13 protein-coding genes and 2 pseudogenes are annotated in these 21,004 nt (G+C 70.9%); 10 read left to right on the top strand and 5 right to left on the bottom strand.

All coding sequences use genetic code 11. The features are described from left to right. From ACW5DW_RS16770 to ku, 9 genes are all read left to right on the top strand, one after another. A partial coding sequence (locus ACW5DW_RS16770) for a methyl-accepting chemotaxis protein (protein WP_457020441.1) occupies positions 1-365 on the top strand: 365 nt, incomplete at its 5' end. A 111-nt stretch (positions 366-476) separates the two neighbouring features. Then, on the top strand, positions 477-2,666 hold the full coding sequence (locus tag ACW5DW_RS16765; protein WP_457020440.1) for a putative bifunctional diguanylate cyclase/phosphodiesterase: 2,190 nt from the start codon (positions 477-479) through the stop codon (positions 2,664-2,666). Further along, the gene (locus tag ACW5DW_RS16760) at positions 2,659-3,534 is read left to right on the top strand and encodes a CheR family methyltransferase (RefSeq protein ID WP_457020439.1); all 876 of its coding nucleotides are present in this window, start codon (positions 2,659-2,661) and stop codon (positions 3,532-3,534) included. Before ACW5DW_RS16765 ends, ACW5DW_RS16760 begins: the two co-directional genes overlap by 8 nt. Then, the gene (cheD, locus tag ACW5DW_RS16755; protein WP_457020438.1) at positions 3,531-4,118 is read left to right on the top strand and encodes a chemoreceptor glutamine deamidase CheD; all 588 of its coding nucleotides are present in this window, start codon (positions 3,531-3,533) and stop codon (positions 4,116-4,118) included. The genes ACW5DW_RS16760 and cheD overlap by 4 nt, the downstream gene beginning before the upstream one ends. A 1-nt stretch (position 4,119) precedes the next feature. Beyond that, positions 4,120-5,160 carry a protein-glutamate methylesterase/protein-glutamine glutaminase gene (locus ACW5DW_RS16750; protein ID WP_457020437.1) on the top strand — a complete coding sequence of 347 codons (1,041 nt, stop codon included), beginning with the start codon at positions 4,120-4,122 and terminating at the stop codon, positions 5,158-5,160. Positions 5,161-5,221: 61 nt separating this feature from the next. Beyond that, positions 5,222-6,412, top strand: a complete 1,191-nt coding sequence (locus ACW5DW_RS16745) for a methyl-accepting chemotaxis protein (RefSeq protein WP_457020436.1) — start codon at positions 5,222-5,224, stop codon at positions 6,410-6,412. A gap of 59 nt (positions 6,413-6,471) precedes the next feature. Beyond that, positions 6,472-8,280 (top strand): ATP-binding protein, encoded by a 1,809-nt coding sequence (locus ACW5DW_RS16740; protein ID WP_457020435.1) that lies wholly within the window; start codon positions 6,472-6,474, stop codon positions 8,278-8,280. 126 nt (positions 8,281-8,406) lie between these two features. After that, positions 8,407-9,468: an HDOD domain-containing protein gene (locus ACW5DW_RS16735; RefSeq protein WP_457020434.1), complete on the top strand. Its 1,062-nt coding sequence runs from the start codon at positions 8,407-8,409 to the stop codon at positions 9,466-9,468. Between the two features lie 104 nt (positions 9,469-9,572). Then, complete coding sequence (gene ku / locus ACW5DW_RS16730; protein WP_457020433.1) at positions 9,573-10,469, top strand: non-homologous end joining protein Ku; 897 nt, start codon at positions 9,573-9,575, stop codon at positions 10,467-10,469. Positions 10,470-10,641: 172 nt separating this feature from the next. Here the strand turns inward: ku and ACW5DW_RS16725 are convergent, their stop codons facing one another. From ACW5DW_RS16725 to ACW5DW_RS16710, 4 genes and pseudogenes are all read right to left on the bottom strand, one after another. Further along, on the bottom strand, positions 10,642-11,409 hold the full coding sequence (locus tag ACW5DW_RS16725) for an N-acetylmuramoyl-L-alanine amidase (RefSeq protein ID WP_457020432.1): 768 nt from the start codon (positions 11,407-11,409) through the stop codon (positions 10,642-10,644). A gap of 104 nt (positions 11,410-11,513) precedes the next feature. Continuing rightward, positions 11,514-13,352 (bottom strand): S8 family serine peptidase, encoded by a 1,839-nt coding sequence (locus ACW5DW_RS16720; protein ID WP_457020431.1) that lies wholly within the window; start codon positions 13,350-13,352, stop codon positions 11,514-11,516. Positions 13,353-13,439: 87 nt separating this feature from the next. After that, a pseudogene (locus ACW5DW_RS16715) lies at positions 13,440-14,192 on the bottom strand (YadA family autotransporter adhesin); the annotation flags it as partial. Between the two features lie 468 nt (positions 14,193-14,660). Then, positions 14,661-18,446 (bottom strand): annotated as a pseudogene (locus ACW5DW_RS16710) (hypothetical protein); the annotation flags it as partial. A 308-nt stretch (positions 18,447-18,754) separates the two neighbouring features. On the opposite strand from ACW5DW_RS16710, the gene ACW5DW_RS16705 reads away from it, so the two are divergent. After that, positions 18,755-20,098 carry a sensor histidine kinase gene (locus tag ACW5DW_RS16705; RefSeq protein WP_457020430.1) on the top strand — a complete coding sequence of 448 codons (1,344 nt, stop codon included), beginning with the start codon at positions 18,755-18,757 and terminating at the stop codon, positions 20,096-20,098. Here the strand turns inward: ACW5DW_RS16705 and ACW5DW_RS16700 are convergent. Next, positions 20,080-20,808: a response regulator transcription factor gene (locus ACW5DW_RS16700; RefSeq protein ID WP_457020429.1), complete on the bottom strand. Its 729-nt coding sequence runs from the start codon at positions 20,806-20,808 to the stop codon at positions 20,080-20,082. The two genes, ACW5DW_RS16705 and ACW5DW_RS16700, sit on opposite strands and share 19 nt — an antisense overlap. Positions 20,809-21,004: the final 196 nt, after the last annotated feature.

Genomic DNA, 21,004 nt, shown 5'->3' with positions numbered 1-21,004 from the left:
CCGGGCGCACCATGGGCGAGATCGTGACCAGCGTGAAGCGCGTCACCGACATCATCGCCGACATCTCGGCCGCCTCGCAGGAGCAGAGCGCGGGCATCGAGCAGGTCAACCAGGCGATCACCCAGATGGACGAAAGCACGCAGCAGAACGCCGCGCTGGTCGAGGAAGCCACGGCCGCTGCGCGCAGCATGGAGCAGCAGGCCGGGCAACTGGTGCACACGGTGGCGGTGTTCTCGACCCAGGGCGCAGTGCATGCGCCGGCGGCAGGCGCGCCCGCTGCGGCGGCCGTCGCCGCGGGCGACGTACGGGGCGCTCGCCGCACGGCCGCCGCCGCGCCGGCGAAGACCGTCGAAGTCCCCGCCTGACACCCGCCCACGACCTCCTCTCCGTCCTTCGCCCCACGTCCGGATCGAACGCCCATGCTTTCCCTCCCAGCAGACCGCGCCACCGCACACCCGTGGGCGCCTGCCGCTCCCGTGCCGCGGTCCGGAAAGCCTTCCACACTGTCGGACACCGAGCCGCATGACGCCGAGCGCGATGCGGGTTTCACCGCGGTCCTGGAGGTGGCGGCGGACCTGCTCGACTGCCCGAGCACGATGCTGTGGGTGATGGAGGACGGCCAACTGCGCCTGGCCGCCGTGCGGGGCCTGGCGCCGACCGCCGCATTCGCCGGTAGCCGGCTATGCACGATCGTGGACGCCGCGAACCCCCTGGCCGTGATCGCCGACGCCAGCGACGATCCGCGCCTGGCCGACGATGTCCTGGTGGCCGGTCCCGCCGGCATCCGCCACTTCATCGCGACCGTGCTGTTCGGCCCCACCGGTGAACTGCTCGGTGTGCTCGGTGCGGGCAGCCCGCACCGGCGCGAGGTCTGCGCCGCGACGGTGGCGGCCCGGATCGGATCGCTGGCCACGCTGGCCACGCGCGTGTTCGGCGGCAACGTGCTGGCACGCTGCCGGCAGGTGGCCGAAGCCGGCTTCAGCGCGGTGATCATGGCCGACGCGCACGGCGCGACGATCTTCGCCAACGCGGCCGCACGCGATCTGCTGGGGCCAGTCGCGACCCCGGGGCAGGCGCTCGACCTGCTGGTGCCCGCCGAGCTGCAGCTCGACCCCGCTGCGGTGGCCAGCTGGCTGCGTGCTCCGTCCGGCAGCCGCGACAACGCGCGCAGCCTGCGTGAACTGCGGATCCGCGACGCGTTCGGCGAGCTGCGCACGGTGCAGGCCGCACGCTGCGCCTGGCACGATGGCAACGCCCGGGGCATTGTGCTGGTCCTGCGCGACTCCAACGATGCCGTCCCGCGGCGCGAACCGCGTTCGGGGCGGCTCGATGCGCTGACCGGACTGCCCAACCGCGAGGCCCTGTTCGCCACCGTCGACTCGCTGCGCGGCCGCGGCGCACGCCTGGGCGTGGCGCTGCTGGGACTCGACAATTTCCGGGCCGTCAACGAGGCCCTTGGCCACGTCATCGGCGACACCGTGCTGCAGGTCGTGGCTTCGCGCCTGATGGCGTGGCTGCCGGTCGACGCACATCTGGCGCGCTTTGGCAGCGACGAGTTCGTGATCCTGTTCCCGGCTCCGGACGACATCGACGGACTCGAGCCACGCCTGCAGGCGCTGCTGCGCGAGGTCGCGCGCCCCTGCGAGATCGAACACCAGCGCGTCCACGTCGAGGCCTGCATCGGCCTGGCGTTCGACGACGCCGGCAATCCCGACCTGGCCGCATACGACGACTGTGGCAGCAGCGGGCTGCTCGCGCTCGCCGCGCTGGCCCTGCGCCACGCCAAGCGCGGCGGCAGCATGCAGCTGCGCCGGTTCTCGTCATCGATGCGCGAAGAGGCGGTGGACCGCAGGCAGCTCGACCTGGAGCTGCGGCGCGCATTCCGCGACGGCGAGTTCGAGCTGCACTACCAGCCGCAGATCGATCTCGCCAGCGGGCTGCCCTCGGGTGCCGAGGCGCTGCTGCGCTGGCGCCATCCCGTGCGCGGCCTGCTGATGCCCGGCGCCTTCATCGATGCGCTGTCGCGCAGCGCCATCGCCACCCACGTCGGCACCTGGATCCTGCATCAGGCCTGCCGCGACGCCGTACGCTGGCCGCTCGTGCGCGGCCGCGGGCTGACGGTGGGCGTCAACCTGTTCCCGGCGCAGTTCAACGACGACGCCCTGGTCGACAAGATCGACCTCGCGCTCGCCGCCAGCGGCCTGCCGGCGGCGCAGCTGGAGATCGAGCTGACCGAGACGATCGCACTGCGCGACGACGGCGTCGCCGAACGCACCCTGCTGCAGCTGCGCAAGCGCGGCATCCGCGTGTCCTATGACGACTTCGGTACCGGCCACGCTTCGCTGTCGATGCTGCACCGGCTGCCGGTCGACCGGGTCAAGATCGACCGCTCCTTCGTCCGCGACCTGGTCGGCAGCCGCGGCGACAAGGCCATCGTCCGCTCGATCACGCTGATCGCGAGGAACTTCGACATGGCGGTGATCGCCGAGGGCGTGGAAACCGTCGGCCAGGCGGCGCTGCTGCGTGAGTTCGGCTGCCAGGAGGTGCAGGGCTTCCTGTATTCGCAGGCGCTGGCGCAGCCGGTGTTCGAACACTGGCTCGGGGCCCGGCTGGCGGCACCCGAGTTGGCCATGGCGCTGGCGCAGGGGGAGCTCGACCGTGCCTGAGCCGGTCCGCGACAGCCACGCACAGACCGTCGAGGACCGCACGTTCGTCTTCGATGACCGCGACTTCCGACGCGTGTGCCGCATGATCCATGACCGCGCCGGCATCAACCTGGGCGCGCACAAGCGCGACATGGTCTACAGCCGCCTGGTCCGGCGCCTGCGCGCATGCGGCTTCGACCGCTTCAGCGACTACCTGGACCTGGTCGAGGACGACGCCGACGACGAAGAGCAGAATTTCGTCAACGCACTGACCACCAACCTGACCTCGTTCTTCCGCGAGGCGCACCACTTCCCGCTGCTGGCCAGCCAGCTGCAGGCGGCGCATCGCGGCGGCCCACCGCTGCAGGTCTGGTGCTGCGCGGCCTCGACCGGCGAGGAGCCCTGGTCGATCGCGATGACCGCCTGCGAGGCATTCGACACGCTGACCCCGCCGGTGCGCATCCTGGCGACCGACATCGACACCAACGTGCTGCAGGCGGCCGCGCGCGGGGTGTACCCGCTCGAGCGCATCGATGCGATCGAGACGCCCCGCAAGCGCCGCTTCTTCCAGCGCGGCGCCGGCGCCAACGCCGGCCTGTGCCGGGTGCGGCCCGAGCTGCGTGCGCTGGTCGAGTTCCGCGCGCTGAACCTGCTCGATGCCGACTACGGCCTGAAGCACGGCGCCTGGACCGCCGTGTTCTGCCGCAACGTCATGATCTATTTCGACAAGCCCACCCAGTACGGGGTGCTGCAGCGCATCGCCCCGCTGCTGACGGCCGAGGGCCGGCTGTACACCGGCCACTCCGAAAGCTTCAACCACGCGGCCGACCTGGTGTCGCCCTGCGGTCGCACCGTCTACCGGGCTGCAGCGAGGGCGGGCACCGGATGAGCAGCGCAGTGGCGACGTCGCCCGCCGGCGGCTACTTCGACTCCGCGCTGCAGACCCAGGCGATCCGCCTGCTGCCGGCGGACTACCTGGCGACCGACCAGCCGGTGGCGCTGGTGACGCTGCTGGGCTCGTGCGTGGCCGCCTGCCTGTACGACCCCCTGCTTGGCCTGGGCGGCATGAACCATTTCATGCTGCCGGGCGGCGACATCAACGCCACGTCGGCGCGCTATGGCGTCAACGCCATGGAGCTGCTGATCAACGACCTGCTCAAGCGCGGCGCGCGGCGCCAGCGCCTGCAGGCCAAGGTGTTTGGCGGCGGCAACGTGCTGAGCGGCTTCCACAGCCATCCCATCGGCACGCGCAATGCCGACTTCGTGCTCGACTACCTGGCCGCAGAGAAGATCCCGGTGATCGCCAAGGACCTGGGCGAGAACCAGGCGCGCAAGGTCGCCTTCTTCGTGCAGTCCGGGCGCAGCCTGGTCAGGCGCCTGCCGGCGACCCGCAAGGAAGTCGTCGACGCCGAGCGCGCGCTGTACGGGCGCCTCGCCCGCGCCCCTGCCGCCGGCAGCGTGGAGCTGTTCTGACATGGCCAGGCGTCCGGTCCGGGTGCTCATCGTGGACGATTCGGCGCTGGTGCGCGCCCTGATGTCGGAGCTGCTTGGCGCAGACCCGGGCATCGAGGTGGTCGGCACCGCGTCGGACCCCTACATCGCGCGGGACAAGATCAAGCAGCTCGCGCCGGACGTACTGACCCTGGACGTCGAGATGCCGCGCATGGACGGGCTGACGTTCCTGCGCAACCTGATGCGGCTGCGGCCGATGCCGGTGCTGATGGTGTCGTCGCTGACCGAGGCCGGCGCCTCGGTGACGCTTGATGCGCTGGCGCTGGGCGCGGTGGATTTCATCGCCAAGCCCAGGATCGACATCGCCCGCGGCCTGGTCGAATACGGCGCCGTGCTGGTGGACAAGGTGAAGCAGGCCGCGATGGCGCGCGTCGCGCGCATCTCGCCGGCGCCGGCCGCGCGCTGCGAAGGACCCATCGGCTATCGCACCACCGAGCGCCTGCTGGCGATCGGCGCATCGACCGGCGGCACCGAAGCCATCCGCGAAGTGCTGGCGCAGATGCCGGCCGACGCACCGGCCACGCTCATCGTCCAGCACATCCCGGCCGCGTTCAGCGGGCCCTTCGCCGAACGGCTCGACCGCCACAGCCGCATGACCGTGATGGAGGCGGCCGACAACCAGCCGCTGCTGGCCGGCCACGCCTATGTCGCGCCTGGCGGCCGCCACCTGCGCGTGTTGCGCAGCGGCGCGCGCTGGGTGTGCCGGCTGGGCGAGGACGACCCGGTGCGCCGGCACCGGCCCAGTGTCGACGTGCTGTTCCAGTCGGTGGCCGCGCACGCCGGGCGCAACGCCAGCGCGGCGCTACTCACCGGCATGGGCGACGACGGCGCGGCCGGCCTGCTGGCCCTGCGCAAGGCCGGCGCGCGCACCCTGGCACAGGACGAAGCCAGCAGCGTGATCTGGGGCATGCCCGGCGCCGCGGTGGCCAATGGCGCGGCCGAGGAAGTCGTGCCGCTGCCGCAGGTGGCGCAGCGTTTGCTCGCGGCCTCGCGCGACGGCTAAAGCAAGACCCGTTACTGCCGTTACCTAGGGCAGACCGTTTCGACCAACCACGGAACCGATGATGGATTCGCGCGTACTGCTCCGCTTGGCACCGCCGCTGGTGCTCACCCTGGTCCTGATCGTGGCCCAGGCGCTCGACCTGCCTCCGCCGGTGCGCTGGGGCGCGCTCGCGGCCATGACCCTGGCCTGGCTCGGCTTTGCATGGACGGTGCTGCGCCCGTCGGCCGGCGACTCCGCCCGGCTCGGCGAACAGGGTCGTCTGCTCGAGGACCTACGCAACTTCATCGGCGCCGAGGTGCAGGGTTCGCGCGGCGAGATCGAGCGCACCCGCGAACTGATCCGCGAATCGGTCGCCAAGCTGGGCGGCAGCTTCGACGCGGTCAACCGCCGCTCGCGCCAGCAGAGCGAAGTGGCCTCGCGCATCATCGATCGCCGCAACGACGGCGACGGCAACGGCAACGGCAACGGCTCGGACGTGCACCGATTCGCGCTGCAGGCCAGCCAGCAGATGGAACAGCTGGTCGAGGCGCTGGAAGCGGTCAGCGGCCAGAGCGGCGCCACCGTGACCCACATCGACGCCATGGCCGAGCACCTGGACGGCATCTTCTCGCTGCTCGAGGACGTCAAGTCGATCGCCGACCAGACCAACCTGCTGGCCCTCAACGCCGCGATCGAGGCGGCGCGTGCCGGCGAGGCCGGGCGCGGCTTTGCGGTGGTCGCCGACGAGGTGCGCAACCTGTCCGAGCGCTCGACCGCGTTCAACGAACAGATCCGCAAGCTCGCGCACAGCTCCAAGGATTCGATCGCGCGGGTCCGCGACACCGTCAGCACGATGGCATCGCGCGACCTCGACCGCAGCCGCCTGGCGCGGATCGAGGCCGCCGCCATGCTCGAGCGCGTCGACGGCATCAACCGCAACCTCGGCAACGGCATGCGCGAGATCGCCGAATGCGCCAAGTCCATCGATGGCTCGGTCGCCGAGGCCGTGCGCTCGCTGCAGTTCGAGGACATCGCCACCCAGGCGCTGACCGCCGCCAACGTGCACCTGGACCGGCTCGGCGCGATCAACCGCGAAGCCACGGTGCTGCAGGACCTGCTGCATCGCAGCGGCGGGCACGCCGACGCCGAACTGCAACGCGCGCTCACCCAGATCGGCCAGCGCATCGCGCAGATGCGCGGTGAATGGGAGCGGCCACCGCACAAGCCGGTGACCCAGCAGTCGATGGATGCGGGCAGCGTCGAGCTGTTCTGAGGGGCATCGCCGTGGCCCGGGCTTGCAGCCACGCGGTCCCGGCCGGTAGCGTGGCCGCCATGACCGACGCAACAGAATCCGCGGCACGCCCAGGTCGCACGCTGCTGGGCGAGTTCACCGGACTGGTGTTGCTGGCGGTGTTTCTGCCCGTACTGGTGCTGGCCGGGGTGCTGCTCTGGCAGGCGTCGATGTCGGTGCGGGCGCAAAGCGCGACCCGCCTGGCGGCCACCGCCACCTCCAGCGCGCGCGAGCTGGAAGGCTTCCTGCAGATCCACCTGGCGGCGATGCAGGTACTCGCCGACCGCCGCAACAGCGACGGCGACATCGCCGATATCGGCCGCTGGCAGAGCGACCTGGCGCGCGTCAATCGCCACTATCCCGCGTTCGCCCGCCTGGTGGTCACCGATGCGGAAGGCAGCGTGTCGACCAGCGTGCCCCTCATGCCGGACAGCGGTACGCCCGCCTCGGTCGCCGACCGCGAATATTTCCAGGTTCCGCGCCAGACCGGCCGGGGACATATCTCCAACGCGTTCCTGGGCCGTGGCCCGGGAAACGCGACGCTGGTCGCGGTATCGGTGCCGCTGCTGGCCGACGGCCGGTTTGCCGGCGTGGTCGAAGGCTCGGTCCTGGTGGAGTCGCTGTTCCCGAAACGCGGCGCGGATGAACAGGGGTTCGAGCTGCTTCTGCTGGATCGCGCGTACACCGTCGTGCATGCGAGCGAAGGCGTAACGAAGGGTCCACTCGACGTCATGGGCAGTTCGGCGACCGACCGCGCGCTCGTCCGTCTGGCGCGCACGCTGGGCGGCGTGCAGTCTCTGGATGGCGTGCTTGACGGCGGCGGCGACGCGTTCGCGATCGCGGTGCGGCTCGACAACGGCTGGCGACTGGTGCTGCTGCAGCCGCGCGGCTCGATCGAAGCCGAGCTGCGGCGCACGGCGCTGGCGGTTCTGGCGCTGCTGGCGCTCGTGCTCGCCGGCGTGCTCGCCGTGGTGGTCATCAAGATGCGTCGCCTTGGCCGCAGCGTCCGCCAGCTGCTCAAGCGCATGCGCCAGTTCGCGCTCGACAGCGATGCCGCTCCGCTGGTCCCGGACAACCTCCCGCGCGAACTGCTGCCGCTGGCCGACGCCATGAACGGGCTGGCGGCGCGTGCGCAAGCCTCGTTCCACGAGGTCAACCTGAGCCTGCAGGAGCAGAGCCGGCTGCGCGAGGAGCTGCAGTCGGTCGCGCAGCGCCTGCTGACCGTGCAGGAGGACGAGCGCCGCACGCTGTCGCGCGAACTGCACGACGACATCGGCCAGTCGATCACCGCGATCAAGCTCGCCGCGACCTCACTCACCGACGACACGCTTGCCGCGGACCCGCTGATGCGTCGCGAGATCCTCGACGAGATCATCGCGATCGCCGACCAGACCGTGCTCAAACTGCGCAACCTGTCGTTGCTGCTGCGTCCGCCGCAGCTCGATTCGCTGGGACTGGAGGCCGCATTGCGCGGCCAGGTGACCCTGCTCGCACGCAACACGGCGCTCGACATCCGCCTGGAGGTCGCGCCGATCGACGGGCGCCTGCCGGCCGCGGTCGAACTGGCGTGCTTCCGCATCGCGCAGGAAGCGCTGACCAACATCGCACGCCACGCCGGCGCGACACGGGCGGAGGTGGAGGTCGAGCTCGAAGATGACGCGGAAGGTGCGCGACTGCTGCTGCGCGTTTCCGATGACGGCCGCGGTTTCGATGCGAGCCGCGCGGGTGGACTCGGCCTGGTGACCATGCGCGAACGCGCGACCCAGCTCGGCGGAAGCGTCACGATCTCGGCACGGCCGGGCGGCGGAACGGTGCTGCGCGCGATCCTGCCGATGTCGATGGATGGATAGCGGGAAGCTGTGCACGCCGCACGCCCGCGAACTGTGCGCAAGGTGGAAGAACGTGCAGCGCAGGCTACGACCGCCCGTCGCGGCGCGGTATCTTCCGTATCCAGTGCAATCAAAGGGGAAACTGTCGTGCAGATCGTGGTTGTAGGGGGCGACGCCGGTCATGTCGCGGGCGTCCGGCGCGAACTGCTGGATCACGACCCGGACTGGCACCTGGAACACGTGGCGAGCGCGGCGGACGTGCCTGCGGGCGATGGCGGCCGCGCGCCGGACGTCCTGGTCTGCGCCTCGCGGGTGGGCAGCAGCAGCGGGCTGGCCGTGCTCGCGGGCCTGCGCCCGCGCCATCCCGGCGCGGTGCGCATCCTGCTGCTTGAGCCCGATGCCGCCCACGACCTGCTCGATGCGCTCGGCACCAGCCACCGGATCCTCAACGAGCCGCTCGACTCGCTGGCGCTCATCGATGCCATCGAGAGCGTGGTCGAACTGCGCGAACTGCTCGACGACCCGGCGCTCAAGCATGCGATCGAACGCGTCGGCACGCTGCCGGCGGCGCCGCGCCAGTACCTGGCGCTGACCGCGCTGCTGCGCGACCCCGACAGCACCGCGGCGAAGGTCGCCGAGGTGGTCGCACAGGATCCCACCGTCGCGGCGCGGGTGCTGCGCCTGTCGAACTCCGCCTATTACTCCGGCGGCCGCGAGATCACCGACCTGCGTTCGGCGGTGACCCGCCTGGGCCACAACACGCTGCGCCAGCTGGTGCTCGCCAGCGAGGTGTTCTCCGCGGGCGCCGAAGCCGACGAGCTGCGCGATCGCTCGCTGCGCATTTCGCAGCTAGCGGGCAAGCTGCTGGCCGGGCCCAGCGCGGACCTCGCGTCCACCGCCGGCCTGCTGGCCGAGGTCGGCCTGCTGCTGCCACGTTCGGCCGGCATCGATACGACCACCACGCCCTACAGCACCACCGGCGCCTACCTGCTGGGGCTGTGGGGCCTGCCCGGCCCGATCGTCGAAGCCGTCGCGTTCCACGACCGCCCGGCACGCGTGCGCGGCAGCTTCTGGGTGACCGGCGCGGTGCATGTCGCTGCGGCCCTGGTCAACGGCCGCGATGTCGACCAGGCCTACCTGGCCTCGGTCGGCCAGCTCGACCGCCTGCCGCGCTGGCGCGCCATGGCCGAAACCGCCACCGAAAGCTGAGGCTCCGCCACCGCGGCGACGCGCCCCCGGGTTTTGCCGCTTGCACAAGGCCACGACACCGCCCGGGGCAGGCTGTCGGTCCGTTTCCACCTGCGAGCGATGGCATGGCCCGACCGATCTGGACCGGCAACCTCAGCTTCGGACTGCTCAACGTGCCCGTCTCGCTGATGTCGGGCGCGCGCAGCAACGACCTGTCGTTCCGCATGCTCGATGCGCGCGACCGCAAGCCGATCCGCTTCGAGCGGGTCAACGCCGACACCGGCGAGGAAGTGCCGTGGAAGGAGATCATCAAGGCCTTCGAGTACGACAAGGGCAGCTATGTGGTGATCGACAAGTCCGACATCGCCGCGGCCTCGCCCGAGACGCACGAGTCGGTCGAGATCGAGGCCTTCGTCGACGCCGAGGCGATCGACATCCGCTACTTCGAGAAGCCCTACGTGCTGGTGCCGGGCAAGAAGGCCGAGAAGGGTTACGTGCTGCTGCGCGAAACCCTGCGCAAGGCCGGCAAGATCGGGGTGGCGCGGGTGGTGATCCGCACCCGCGAATATCTTTCTGCGGTGATGCCGCTGGGCGATGCGCTGGTGCTGATGATGATGCGCTACCCGCAGGAGCTGGTGGACCCGGCCGAATACAAGCTGCCCGAGGGCAACACCGGCGACTACCGGATCAGCCCGAAGGAGCTGGAGATGGCCACGCAGCTGGTCGATTCCATGGCCACGGAATGGCAGCCGGACGCGTACCGCAACGAGTTCCGCGAGCGCCTGTCCGAGATCATCCGCAAGCGCATCAAGGACAAGGGCGCGACCACCCAGGTGCTGGAAGAGCCAGCCACCAGCGAGGACGCGACCACCAACGTGGTCGACTTCGTGGCCCTGCTGCAAAAGAGCCTGGGCGACAACAAGCGCACGCCGGCGAAGAAGGCGACGAAAAAGGTCGCGACAAAGAAAAAGCCGGCGAAGAAGCCGGCCAAGTCGGGCGGCCGGGCGAGCAAGGCAGGTTGAGTGGGACACCGCTGCGCCGTGTTTTTGCGTCGCAGTGATTCCGCCCGCAGGCCGATGACGGCCGGTGACGAGACTGCGCTTGAACTCGGCTGCGATCTGCGGGGATCCTGGCTGCAGGGCAGCCGGCAACACGGATACCGGGCGTCCCGGCGCACCGGCGCTTCGATCGGGGTTACGGAGCGCCGGCGTCCGTGGATGACACCGGCGAGCGCCACCAGGTCAGCGCATGCAGGATGCGCAGGTCCTCATCGTCCAGCGCCTTGCCGTTGTCGCCACGAAAACGCATGCGATAGGAGTGGATTGCCGCCTCGGGCCTGTCGACCGGGTAGCCGATCAGCCGCAGCGCGTTGATCGGATCGAACCCGGGCGGCGGCGACGGCGCGTCGGCATCGGGCCAGATGCCGAAGCCGGCCTGGTGCAGCCGCTGCCATGGAAACAGCGGACCCGGATCGATCTTGCGCCCCGGCGCCAGGTCCGAGTGGCCGATCACCGCGGCCTTCGGAATGCGGTGACGCGTGGTGAGGTCCTCGAGCAGGCGCACCACCGCCGCGACCTGCGGCTCGCTGAAGGGCTCCACGCCGTCGTTGTCGATCTCGATGCCGATCGAGGCCGAGTTGAGTTCGTGGATCGCGCCCCAGCTGCCGGCACCCGCATGCCAGGCGCGGTGTTCGTCCGACACCAGCTGGTAGATGCGGCCATCATCGCCGACCAGGTAGTGCGCACTCACCCGGCCACCGCTGTTGGCGGTCCGCAGCGTGTGCAGGCTGCGCTCGACCGAATCCTGCTCGGTGTAATGCAGCACGATCACCTGCGCGCGGCGGACATCGAAGTTCGGCGACGGCACCCATGTCGCCATCGGATTTCGCGGCGCCCCATGCTGGCAGGCGGAGAGGGCCATGAGGCAGGCCGTGGCCGCGGCGAGGCGGAGGAATGCATGCATGGGGCCATTGCAGCCCCTGCCTGCCGCGATTGCAAGCCATGGGAAAACCGGGAAGGCCGGAGGGAGCAGGCGCACGCCCTCCGGCCCCCCGTCCCCTGGAGCGTTTATTGCCGCGCGACGAGCGTCAGCCCGGCGTAAACCCCAGTCAGGCGTACGTAGTACGTGCCGGCCTGCGGCGCGGTGAAGCGGATCGTCTCGGTGTTGCCCGCTCGGGTCGACTTCGCGTCGAACGTCGCTTCGGTGGGCACCACGCCGCGGCTGGCGAAGATCGACACGTTGCCGCTGCCGGCCATGGTCAGGAAGCTCAACGTCTGGCCGGCCGCGGCCTCGAAGCTGTACACGCCATCGTTGCTGGTGTTGGACAGGCCGCGCACCTCGGCCTTGTTGACCAGCGCGATCGCGTCCGGGGCGCAGTCCACCTCGCACGGGACCTCCAGCGCCTTGTCCAGCGCCGCCTTGACGTTGAGGATGCCGACGCCGATTGGCGTGCTGGCCGGGATCGCGACCGGGAACACGCGCGCGGTCTGCTTGAACAGCGCCTCCATGCCGGCATGGTCCAGCGGGTCGCGGCCGGCGCCGACCAGCGCACCCTGCACCAGGGCTGCGGCTCCGGCGACGTGCGGCGCGGCCATCGACGTGCCGATCATGCCGACGTAGTCGTAGTTCCCTTGGTCGGTTTCCGGGTCCAGCGACCCGCTCTGCACGATGTAGCCATCCCAGCCGCTGTTGCCCGGATCCTCCCAGGCGCCGCCGCCGGGCGCCGAGATGTCGACCGAGGTGCCATGGTTGGAGTAGAACGCGATGCCGCCGTTGTAGCGGTTGGCGCCGACGTTGATGACGTTGGCACAGCTGGCCGGACGGAAGTCACTGGCGTTTTCGGCCGAGTTGCCCGCCGCGACCACCACCACGCTGCCGTTGCCCACGGCGATGTCGATGGCGTCCTGGTAGGTCGGGCCGCAGCTGCCGTAGCCACCCAGGCTCATGTTGATCACCTCGGCCGGATTCTCGTTCGCGGGCACACCGGCCACGCCGCCACCCGAGGCCCAGACGATCGCGTCGGAAATGTCCGACAGCTGGCCACCGCAGCGGCCGAGCACCCGCACCGGGAGCACGCGAGCGTCGAACGCCACGCCGGCTACGCCTTCGGCATTGTCGGTCAGCTGCGCGATCGTGCCGGACACATGGGTGCCGTGCCAGGAACTGGGTGCAGGCTCCGAGCCCGCGTAGCACTCGTCGTACTCAACGGTCCAGTCGCCCAGGTCCAAGCCACCGGGGACGCGGTCCGCGGTCGCCCGGCGTGACATGAACGGGTTGGTGATGAAGTCGTAGCCTTCAAGCAGGTTCGCTCCGAGGTCCGGGTGCGCGGGCAGCACGCCCGTATCGAGCACCGCGACCACCACGCCCTCGCCGGTCGACAGATCCCAGGCCGGGGGCAGGTTGATCCCGCCGGCGGTGTCCTGCAGGTGCCACTGGTGACTGGCGTAGTGGGGATCGTTGGGCGTGCGCAGCGGGTACATCCGTGCGTCGATCTCGGCGTACTCGACCGCGGGGTCCGCCGACAGCTCGCGCACCAGATGGTCGAGTTCGTTGCGCCCAAGCTTGCGCGAGAGCCTGATGACGTCCGAGCCGACCGCCATCGCCCGCACGTGGTTGGCCGAGACCGGTGCGATGCTGGCGCCGATGCCCGCGCGCGCCGTCGCGACCAGGGCGCGCGCAGCTGCCCTGTTCACCGTTGCCAGCTTGCCCCCCAGGCTGCGCGCCGCGGCCGCGCCTGCCCGGTACTTGACGATGAGGCGGTCGCCGCCGGCGCTCGTGACCGGAACCGTGCGCAGTGCCGCCACCTGCGGCGGCTTCGGCCCGACCGCCGCTTCGTTCGGGCCCACCGCAGCCGTTGCCAGGACGATGCCGGCAACTGCCAGGCCGAGCGTATTCTTCTTCAACATCAACCGATCTCCGCTGAGTAGGTGCGCCTGCGCGCAACGTGGTGTGCGTCGCCGGCGCAGCGCCGGCGACGCGGATGGGGCGCTGCCCTAGAGGTCGAGGCCGAAGCCGACGCCCGCCGATCTGTCGTCGCCGCTGAACGCGCCGCCGACGCTGAACGAGCCGCGGTCGCCGATCCTGCGCCCGTAGCCGATCGAGAGCGCCGCCTCGCTGCCCTGGAAGCCGGCACCGACCGCGATCCGGCCGCGCTCGGTCCGTGCGCCCGCCGCGTTGGTCGCCATGTTCAGCATCGCCGCGCTCATCGCGCCCTGGCGGTCCACGCGGCGCTCGATGTCGCCGAAGCGGTGCTCGATGTCGTTGCGCATCGTGTTGAAGCTGTCGTTCCAGGCCGCGAACTTCTGGTCGGTGTACTCGTTGGCCTGCGCCAGCGTGCGGGTGGCCGAGGTGTCGAGCTGGGCCACGTTCACCGCGTCGGTGTCCTCGGTGCCCGCTGCGACGTTGGTGACCTGGCGTTCGCCGCCGGCGCTGCCGACCGAGACGGTGTTCGCGCGGTCGGCCACCGAGCCCTGGCCCAGGGCCACGGCACCTTCGGCGGTCACGCTCGCGCCCTGGCCGATCGCCGTGCCCGAGGCCGCGGTGACACCCGCGCCCTCGCCCAGCGCCACCGAATCGGTGGCCGCCGCGCCGATGCTTGCGTTGGCCCCCACCGCGACGCTGCCGTCGGCACCCACGCGGGCATTGCCGCCGATCGCCACGTCATCCGGACCTTCGGCATGGGCACCACCACCGACCGCCACGCCGTTCTCGCCATTCGCCGTGGCGCCATCGCCGATCGCGACCGCGTTGGTGTCCTCGCCGATCCGCGCCGGGGTCTCCCCGCCCACCGCGACGCGGTCGTTCCCTGCGCCGGTCGCAACCTGCCCCTCGACTCCGGTGAGGCGCTGCCCGAGCAGGCTGACCTGCGCGTCCAGCGCGCCCAGCGCGTCGCCGACGCTGAAGTAGTTGGCGCCCTGGATCATGAAGGTGGGCGCCGACAGCGTGCCCAGTGCGGTCACCGCCGTACCGCCGCCGATGAGCTGCGCGGCGCTGTCGAGCGCTTCGTACAGCTGGCCGCCGTTGATCGCCTGTCCGCTGCCGGCCGAGACTGCACCGGACGCGAGGTTGTCGATGAGGGTGCCATCGTCGCCACCCAGCGTGACCGTTGCCCGCCTGGCGTCGTCGTAGGCCACCGCGTTGGCGGCTACGCCCTCGATGTCGCCGATGCGGCCGTCGAGCTCGTCGACCCGGCCCTCGACCACGCCCACGCGCTCGTTGGTCTCGAACAGCTGGCTGCCGTTGACCGCGTCGATGCTGTCTTCGGCCAGGGCGCCGGCGGCGACGTTGGTGATCACCGTGCCGGTTGCACCAGCCAGGGTGACCGTCCCGCGCGACGCGTCGTCATAGCTCACCACGCCATCGGCCAGCGCACCCACCCCGTCGGACACCTCGCGCAGCTGCGCGAGGTTGACCGCATCGGTGTCCTCGGTGCCGGCGGCGACGTTGGCGATCTGGCGATCGAAGGCGGCGATCGTGATGCCATCGGGCAGACCGTCGCCATCGCCGTCGTACGAGGGCGACCAGTCGACCGCAGCGCCCACCGAGATCGTATTGGGGCGATCGGCCAGCGAGCCGTGGCCCAGGGCCACGCTGTTGCCTGCCGAGCCCAGCACCCACGCGTTGGCACCCAGCGAGGTCGCCTGGTCGGCAGCGGCGAAGCTGTTGTAGCCGAAGCCGGCCGCGTGCATGCCGATCGCCCAGGCCTCGTTGCCGACCGCCGTGGTGTGGTCGCCCACCAGCGGGGAATCCCAGTACGTGCCAGCCAGGGTGTTGAAGCCGATCGCGATGCTGTCGGCGCCGGTGGCATTGCTGTAGGTGCCCAGGGCAACGGCATTGAGCCCCGTCGCATTGGCGCTGGTGCCGATCGCGGTGCCGCCGAGCGACTCGTAGTACGACGTGCCCGAAACCTCGTCGAACACCCAGTGCCCGGTCTGCGCGTACCCGCCAATGGCGATCGAGAACGCACCGGCAGTGGCGCCTGAACCCAGCGCGGTACCCGCGTAGTACGCGGTCGCGCCGGTGCCTATCGCGGTGGCGTCCCATTCGACCGCCCAGGCCGTGGCGCCGACGGCGGTGGAGAACGGCCCCCCGGCCACGGCGTAGGTGCCGACCGCGGTGGACATGAACCCGGCCGATTCGGTCCCCATGCCGATCGAGATTCCGCCGGTGCCTTCGGCGATGGCGTTGCTGCCCAGCGCGATGCTGGCGCCGCCGAGCGCCTGCGCGCCATGGCCGCCGGCAAAGGCCTCTTCGGCCTCGGCGAACGCACCGCTGCCCAGCGCGGTGGCATTGAGGCCGAACACGGTCGCGCCCTGGCCGATCGCGGTCGCGCCGTCGGCATAGGCCAGCGCGCCGCCGCCAAAGGCCGAGGCGCCGTCGCCGATCGCGTTCGCCGCTTCGCCCGCGGCCGTGGCCTCGTCGCCTTCGGCCCAGGCGCCAGCGTCGCTGTTCTCGCTGCCGGTCGCATGGAAATACTTGTTGCCTTCCTCGATGTCGGCGACGGCTTCGTTGAGCTGGCCGACGTTGACCGCATCGGTGGCTTCCGTGCCCGCGGCCACGTTGGTGACCTGGCGATCGATCGCGCCGTGGACCACGCCGGACGCGTCGGTCCAGTCACCAGCCGCACCCACGGACACCGTGTCGGCGCGGTCGGCCAGCGAGCCGGCGCCCAGCGAGACGCTGTTGTGCGCGTCCTTGGTGGTCCAGGCATTCGAACCCAGCACCACCGAGTCCAGCGCCTGCGCGTAGCTGTTGTAGCCGACTACCGTCGCGCCGTCCTCGGTCGCCCAGGCTTCCCCGCCCACGGCTACGGTGTTGATCGCATCGGTCACCGAGTCGAAGTCACGGCCCGCCAGCGAGTTCGAGCCCACCGCAGTGCCGAACTGCGCGGTGGTGGCGCTGTTGCCGATCGAGACTCCCCCTTGGCCGGCGGATGCCTGCACGCCCACGCCGGTACCGGCCGCGGCGGCGATCGTGCCCTGGCCGATCGCGGTCGCGACCTCCGCCGCGTTGCTCAGCGCGCCGATCGCGGTGCCGAAGAACCCCGCCTGCGATCCGGCGCCCAGCGCCGACGCGTACCACTGGCTTGCGGTTGCGGCAGAGCCGACCGCGGTCGACTCGCGGCCGGTCGCCCAGGCGGTCGGGCCGATCGCCGTGGCGGCGAGACCGGTCGCTTCCGCCAGTCCGCCGACCGCAATCGAAAACATGCCCGAAGAGAGGCTGTGCGCCCCGATCGCCATCGAGGACGGCCCTTCGGCATTGGCCTGTAGGCCAAGCGCCACGGTATTTGCGCCAGCGGCGCTGCTGGCGTTGCCGATGGCCACGCCGTTCACGTCCTGCGCATTGGCGGTGGTGCCCATCGCAATCGAGTCGGCCCCCAGCGCAGTCGCGCCCTGGCCGATCGCGGTCGCGCCGTCGGCATAGGCCAGCGCGCCGCCGCCAAAGGCCGAGGCGCCGTCGCCGATCGCGTTCGCCGCTTCGCCCGCGGCCGTGGCCTCGTCGCCTTCGGCCCAGGCGCCAGCGTCGCTGTTCTCGCTGCCGGTCGCATGGAAATACTTGTTGCCTTCCTCGATGTCGGCGACGGCTTCGTTGAGCTGGCCGACGTTGACCGCATCGGTGGCTTCCGTGCCCGCGGCCACGTTGGTGACCTGGCGATCGATCGCGCCGTGGACCACGCCGGACGCGTCGGCCCAGTCACCAGCCGCACCCACGGACACCGTGTCGGCGCGGTCGGCCAGCGAGCCGGCGCCCAGCGAGACGCTGTTGTGCGCGTCCTTGGTGGTCCAGGCATTCGAACCCAGCACCACCGAGTCCAGCGCCTGCGCGTAGCTGTTGTAGCCGACTACCGTCGCGCCGTCCTCGGTCGCCCAGGCTTCGGTGCCCACGGCGGTGGTGTCGATCGCGGCGGTGAGGCTGGCGGTATCGGGGCCGGCGAGCGTGTTGGTGCCGATGGCGGTGCCATTGCCGGCGGTGGCGCGTGCGTTGTGCCCGAACGCCGATGCGTAGGCACCCGAGGCGTTGGCGCCACCGGCGAAGATGCCTGCGCCACCAACCGCGGTCGCGGACTGGCCGCTGGCCAGGCTGCCGTTGCCGACTGCGGTGGTGTAGGCGAACGTGGCGCGCGCGCCATAGCCGACCGCGGTGGCGTATCCGGCTGTCGCCTGGGCCCCGCCGCCGAACGCGGCGGCATTCATGGCGGTCGCGCGGGCGGCGGGGCCGAAGGCCGCCGAAGCGACGCCGGTCGCGGCGGAGGCGAAGCCGACCGTGGCAGCAAACGCGGCGGTGGCCTGGCTGCTGACGCCAAGTGCGATCGTATTGGTGCCTTGACTCGCGGCTGCACCGCCGATTGCCAGCGCATTCGGGCCGGAGGCCGCGCTCATGAAGCCGATCGCCACCGCATTGCCGCCGCTGGCCGTGCTGGCCGAGCCGATCGCGGTCGCATACGCGGCGCTGGCCGTGCTGCCGTTGCCCAGCGCGGTCGCGTGGGCGACGGTCGCAGCGCTTTGGCTGCCGATCGCGGTGGCGTTGGCATCGAGCGCGGACGCACTGTGGCCGATCGCGGTGGTGCCGTCGGCATAGGCCAGCGCCCCGCCGCCGAAAGCCGAGGCGCCGCTGCCGATCGCGTTCGCCGCTTCACCCGCGGCCGTGGCCTCGTCGCCTTCGGCCCAGGCGCCGGCGTCACTGGCCTCGCTGCCGGTGGCCTGGAAGTACCGGTCCGCCGCGGTCACCGCATCGGTCGCTTCGATGCCGGCGCGATCAGCCAGCGCGCCCTCGCCGCAGGTCACCCCGCTCCCGCTGCCAGGGGTCCCGCCCACAGGCGCGTCAGCGACTGGATCGATGCAGATCGCGTCCGCCGCAAGGGCCTGTCCGGCCAAGCCCGTCGCCAAACCGCCGACGCAGGCCAACGCCAGCAGCGACCGCCGCCGACTGGGTCTGGTACCGCCCGACGACACCGGACCCCCACGCGTGGAACCCGCCAGCTCCGAAGCCACGACCAGCATCGACAACGACTTGCTCCACACCTTGCGGTAGATCCTGTTCAAAATCGGATTCCTCGATCGGGACAATTGCCGGGCGGTTGGCGGAGCCTGCACCGGCTGCGGCAGGACGCGCTGCCGGCGCTACCAGCGACGGCCGTTCCCGCCGGGAACACGGCACCGCAACCGCCAACTCCCGGTACGATGGGTGATGACGACTGCGCGCGTCATCCACGAAACCTTGCAAAAAATGCGGCTTGCCTACGCATAATTGCGCTTTCTTTCGTCGGTCCGGGACGCTGGTCCGGCCGCTGGCCGCAGGTGCCGCCCACATGCTCGATGCGCTTGTCCGCTGGCTGCACGACGTGCCGATCGACGACCCGGTCGACCGGCGCAACGCCCCGGCGATGCAGATCCTGCTGCTGTTCCTGCTGGTGGCACTGCCGACCATGTGGGGCTACCACCTGGCCAAGCTCGGCGTACCGCGCGGCGGCCAGGTCAACATCGCGCTGGCGGCGCTGATGGTGATCGCGGCGGGCGTGAGCCTGGCGTGGATCCGCAGGGGCCTGTTCCGCCCAGCCGTGGTCCTCTACCTGGCGACGCTGGTGGCCACGACCTGGGTCAACCACTTCACGTCCGGCTTCCAGCTGATGATGATCGGGCAGTCGGACCAGTTCCTGTCGCTGATCGTGGGCGGCCTGGTGCTGGGCCGGCGCGCGCTGTGGCTGATCTTCTGCGCGCTGCTCGCGATCGTGGCCACCGGCTGCCTGGTCGACTACGCCGAGCTGGGTCCGCGCGCGTTCCAGAACGCGCCGTCGATCGCGTCCTCGTACTTCATCGTCGCGATCATGCTCGACCGCACGGTGGCGGCGCTGCGCGAGGCGCTCCACGAATCCGACGTCCGCCAGGGCGAACTGGAACAGGAGATGAGCGCCCGCGAGCGCGCGCAGGCCCAGTTGATCCATGCGAAGAAGGTCGAGGCCACCGGCCAGCTCGCCAGCGGCGTCGCCCATGATTTCAACAACGTGCTCAGCGTGATCCTGGGCTACGCGCAACGGCGCGAGCGGCTGGCCGACCGCGGCAAGCCCGGGCTGGTCGACGCGCTCGCCGGGGTCGAAGTGGAGGCGCGTCGCGCACTGGAGATCAATCGCAAGCTGCTCGACTTCAGTCGTCAGGAGATCCTGCGGCCCGAGGTGTTCGACCTGCGCGAGGCGCTGGCGGAACTGCGACCGATGCTGCGGCAGCTGTTCCCCACGGGCATCCGCGTGCGCATCCACGCCGGCGACGAACCGCTGCCGGTGCGGCTGGACCGCGCGAGCTTCATCCTCATGCTCCTCAACATCGCCGGCAACGCACGCGACGCGATGCCCGACGGTGGCGAGTTCACGGTCAGCGCGGGCGACGCGCGAGGGGCCGACGGCCAGCGCGTCAGACTCGACCTGGAGGACACCGGACAGGGCATTCCCGAAGCCCTTCGCGCGCGGATCTTCGAGCCGTTCTACACCACCAAGCCGGCCGGCAGCGGGACCGGACTGGGCCTGGCGCTGGTGCGCGACATGATCCGGAGCGCACGCGGCGAGATCGGCGTCGAGAGCGAGCCTGGCCGCGGCACCCGGTTCCGGATCGAATTACCGCGTGCCGGGGCCGGTGCAGACCCTCAGCCGGCGAACAGGTAGCCGACGCCGCGCGCGGCCAGCAGCGGGAACTGTGCGGCGCTGCCGACCGTCCCGGCCACCTTGCGGCGCAGCCGGTGGACCAGCATGTCCAGCCGCCGCGGATCGAAGTCGTGCACATCGCCTCCCCGCGCAAGCGCCTGGACAAGCTGATCGCGAGACACCGCCTCGCCACGCGCGTCCAGCAGCCGCCGCATCAGTTCGCGCTCGAGCACCGTCAGCGCGAGCAGCGTGCCGGTCGGCGCGGCCAGGCACCAGCCGTCCGACTCCAGGCGCCAGGGGCTGGACCCGCCATGCTCCGTCGGCTCGCGCCCGTGGGCCGATGGCGCCCGCAGCCGCCTGGCCAGGCAGTGCAGCGTCGCCATCAGGATGTCGATGTCGACCGGCTTGGGCAGGAACGCGTCGGCGCCATTGACCAGCGCCTGCAGGTGGCTGGCGCGTTGCTGGTTGCCGGTCAGCATCACGATGCCGATGTCGGGCAGCAGTTCGCGCAGGTGGCCGGCGACGCTGACGCCATCCTCGTCTGGCAACCCGATGTCGAGCAGCGCCAGGTCGAACCGATGCTGCAGCAGGTTCCGGTACAACTCCGCGGCCGAGGCGGCGCCCACCGGCGCGAAGCCGTGTTCGCGCAGCTCGGGCAGCAGCAGGTTGTCGCGCAGGCTGGCATCGTCCTCGAGGACGGCGACGCGCAGGGTGGAAGCGGGACGGGACATCGGCGGGAACGGCTCGGGCGCCTGGAGACCCATGATAGACGGCGCCGTCGGAATCCTGCATCGCCCGTGTGCGCAACGGGCGGGAACTGGTTTCGCCGGCATCGGCAAGCGATCCTGATCCAGCCGGCCGCCAGGCGCAGCGGTCACAATGCAGCCGCAGCCGCCCCGCACACCCAAAAGAAAAAGCGGGCAGCCT

The organism is Luteimonas sp. A482 (assembly GCF_054072655.1).
This window is presented reverse-complemented; position numbering and strand designations above follow the sequence as displayed.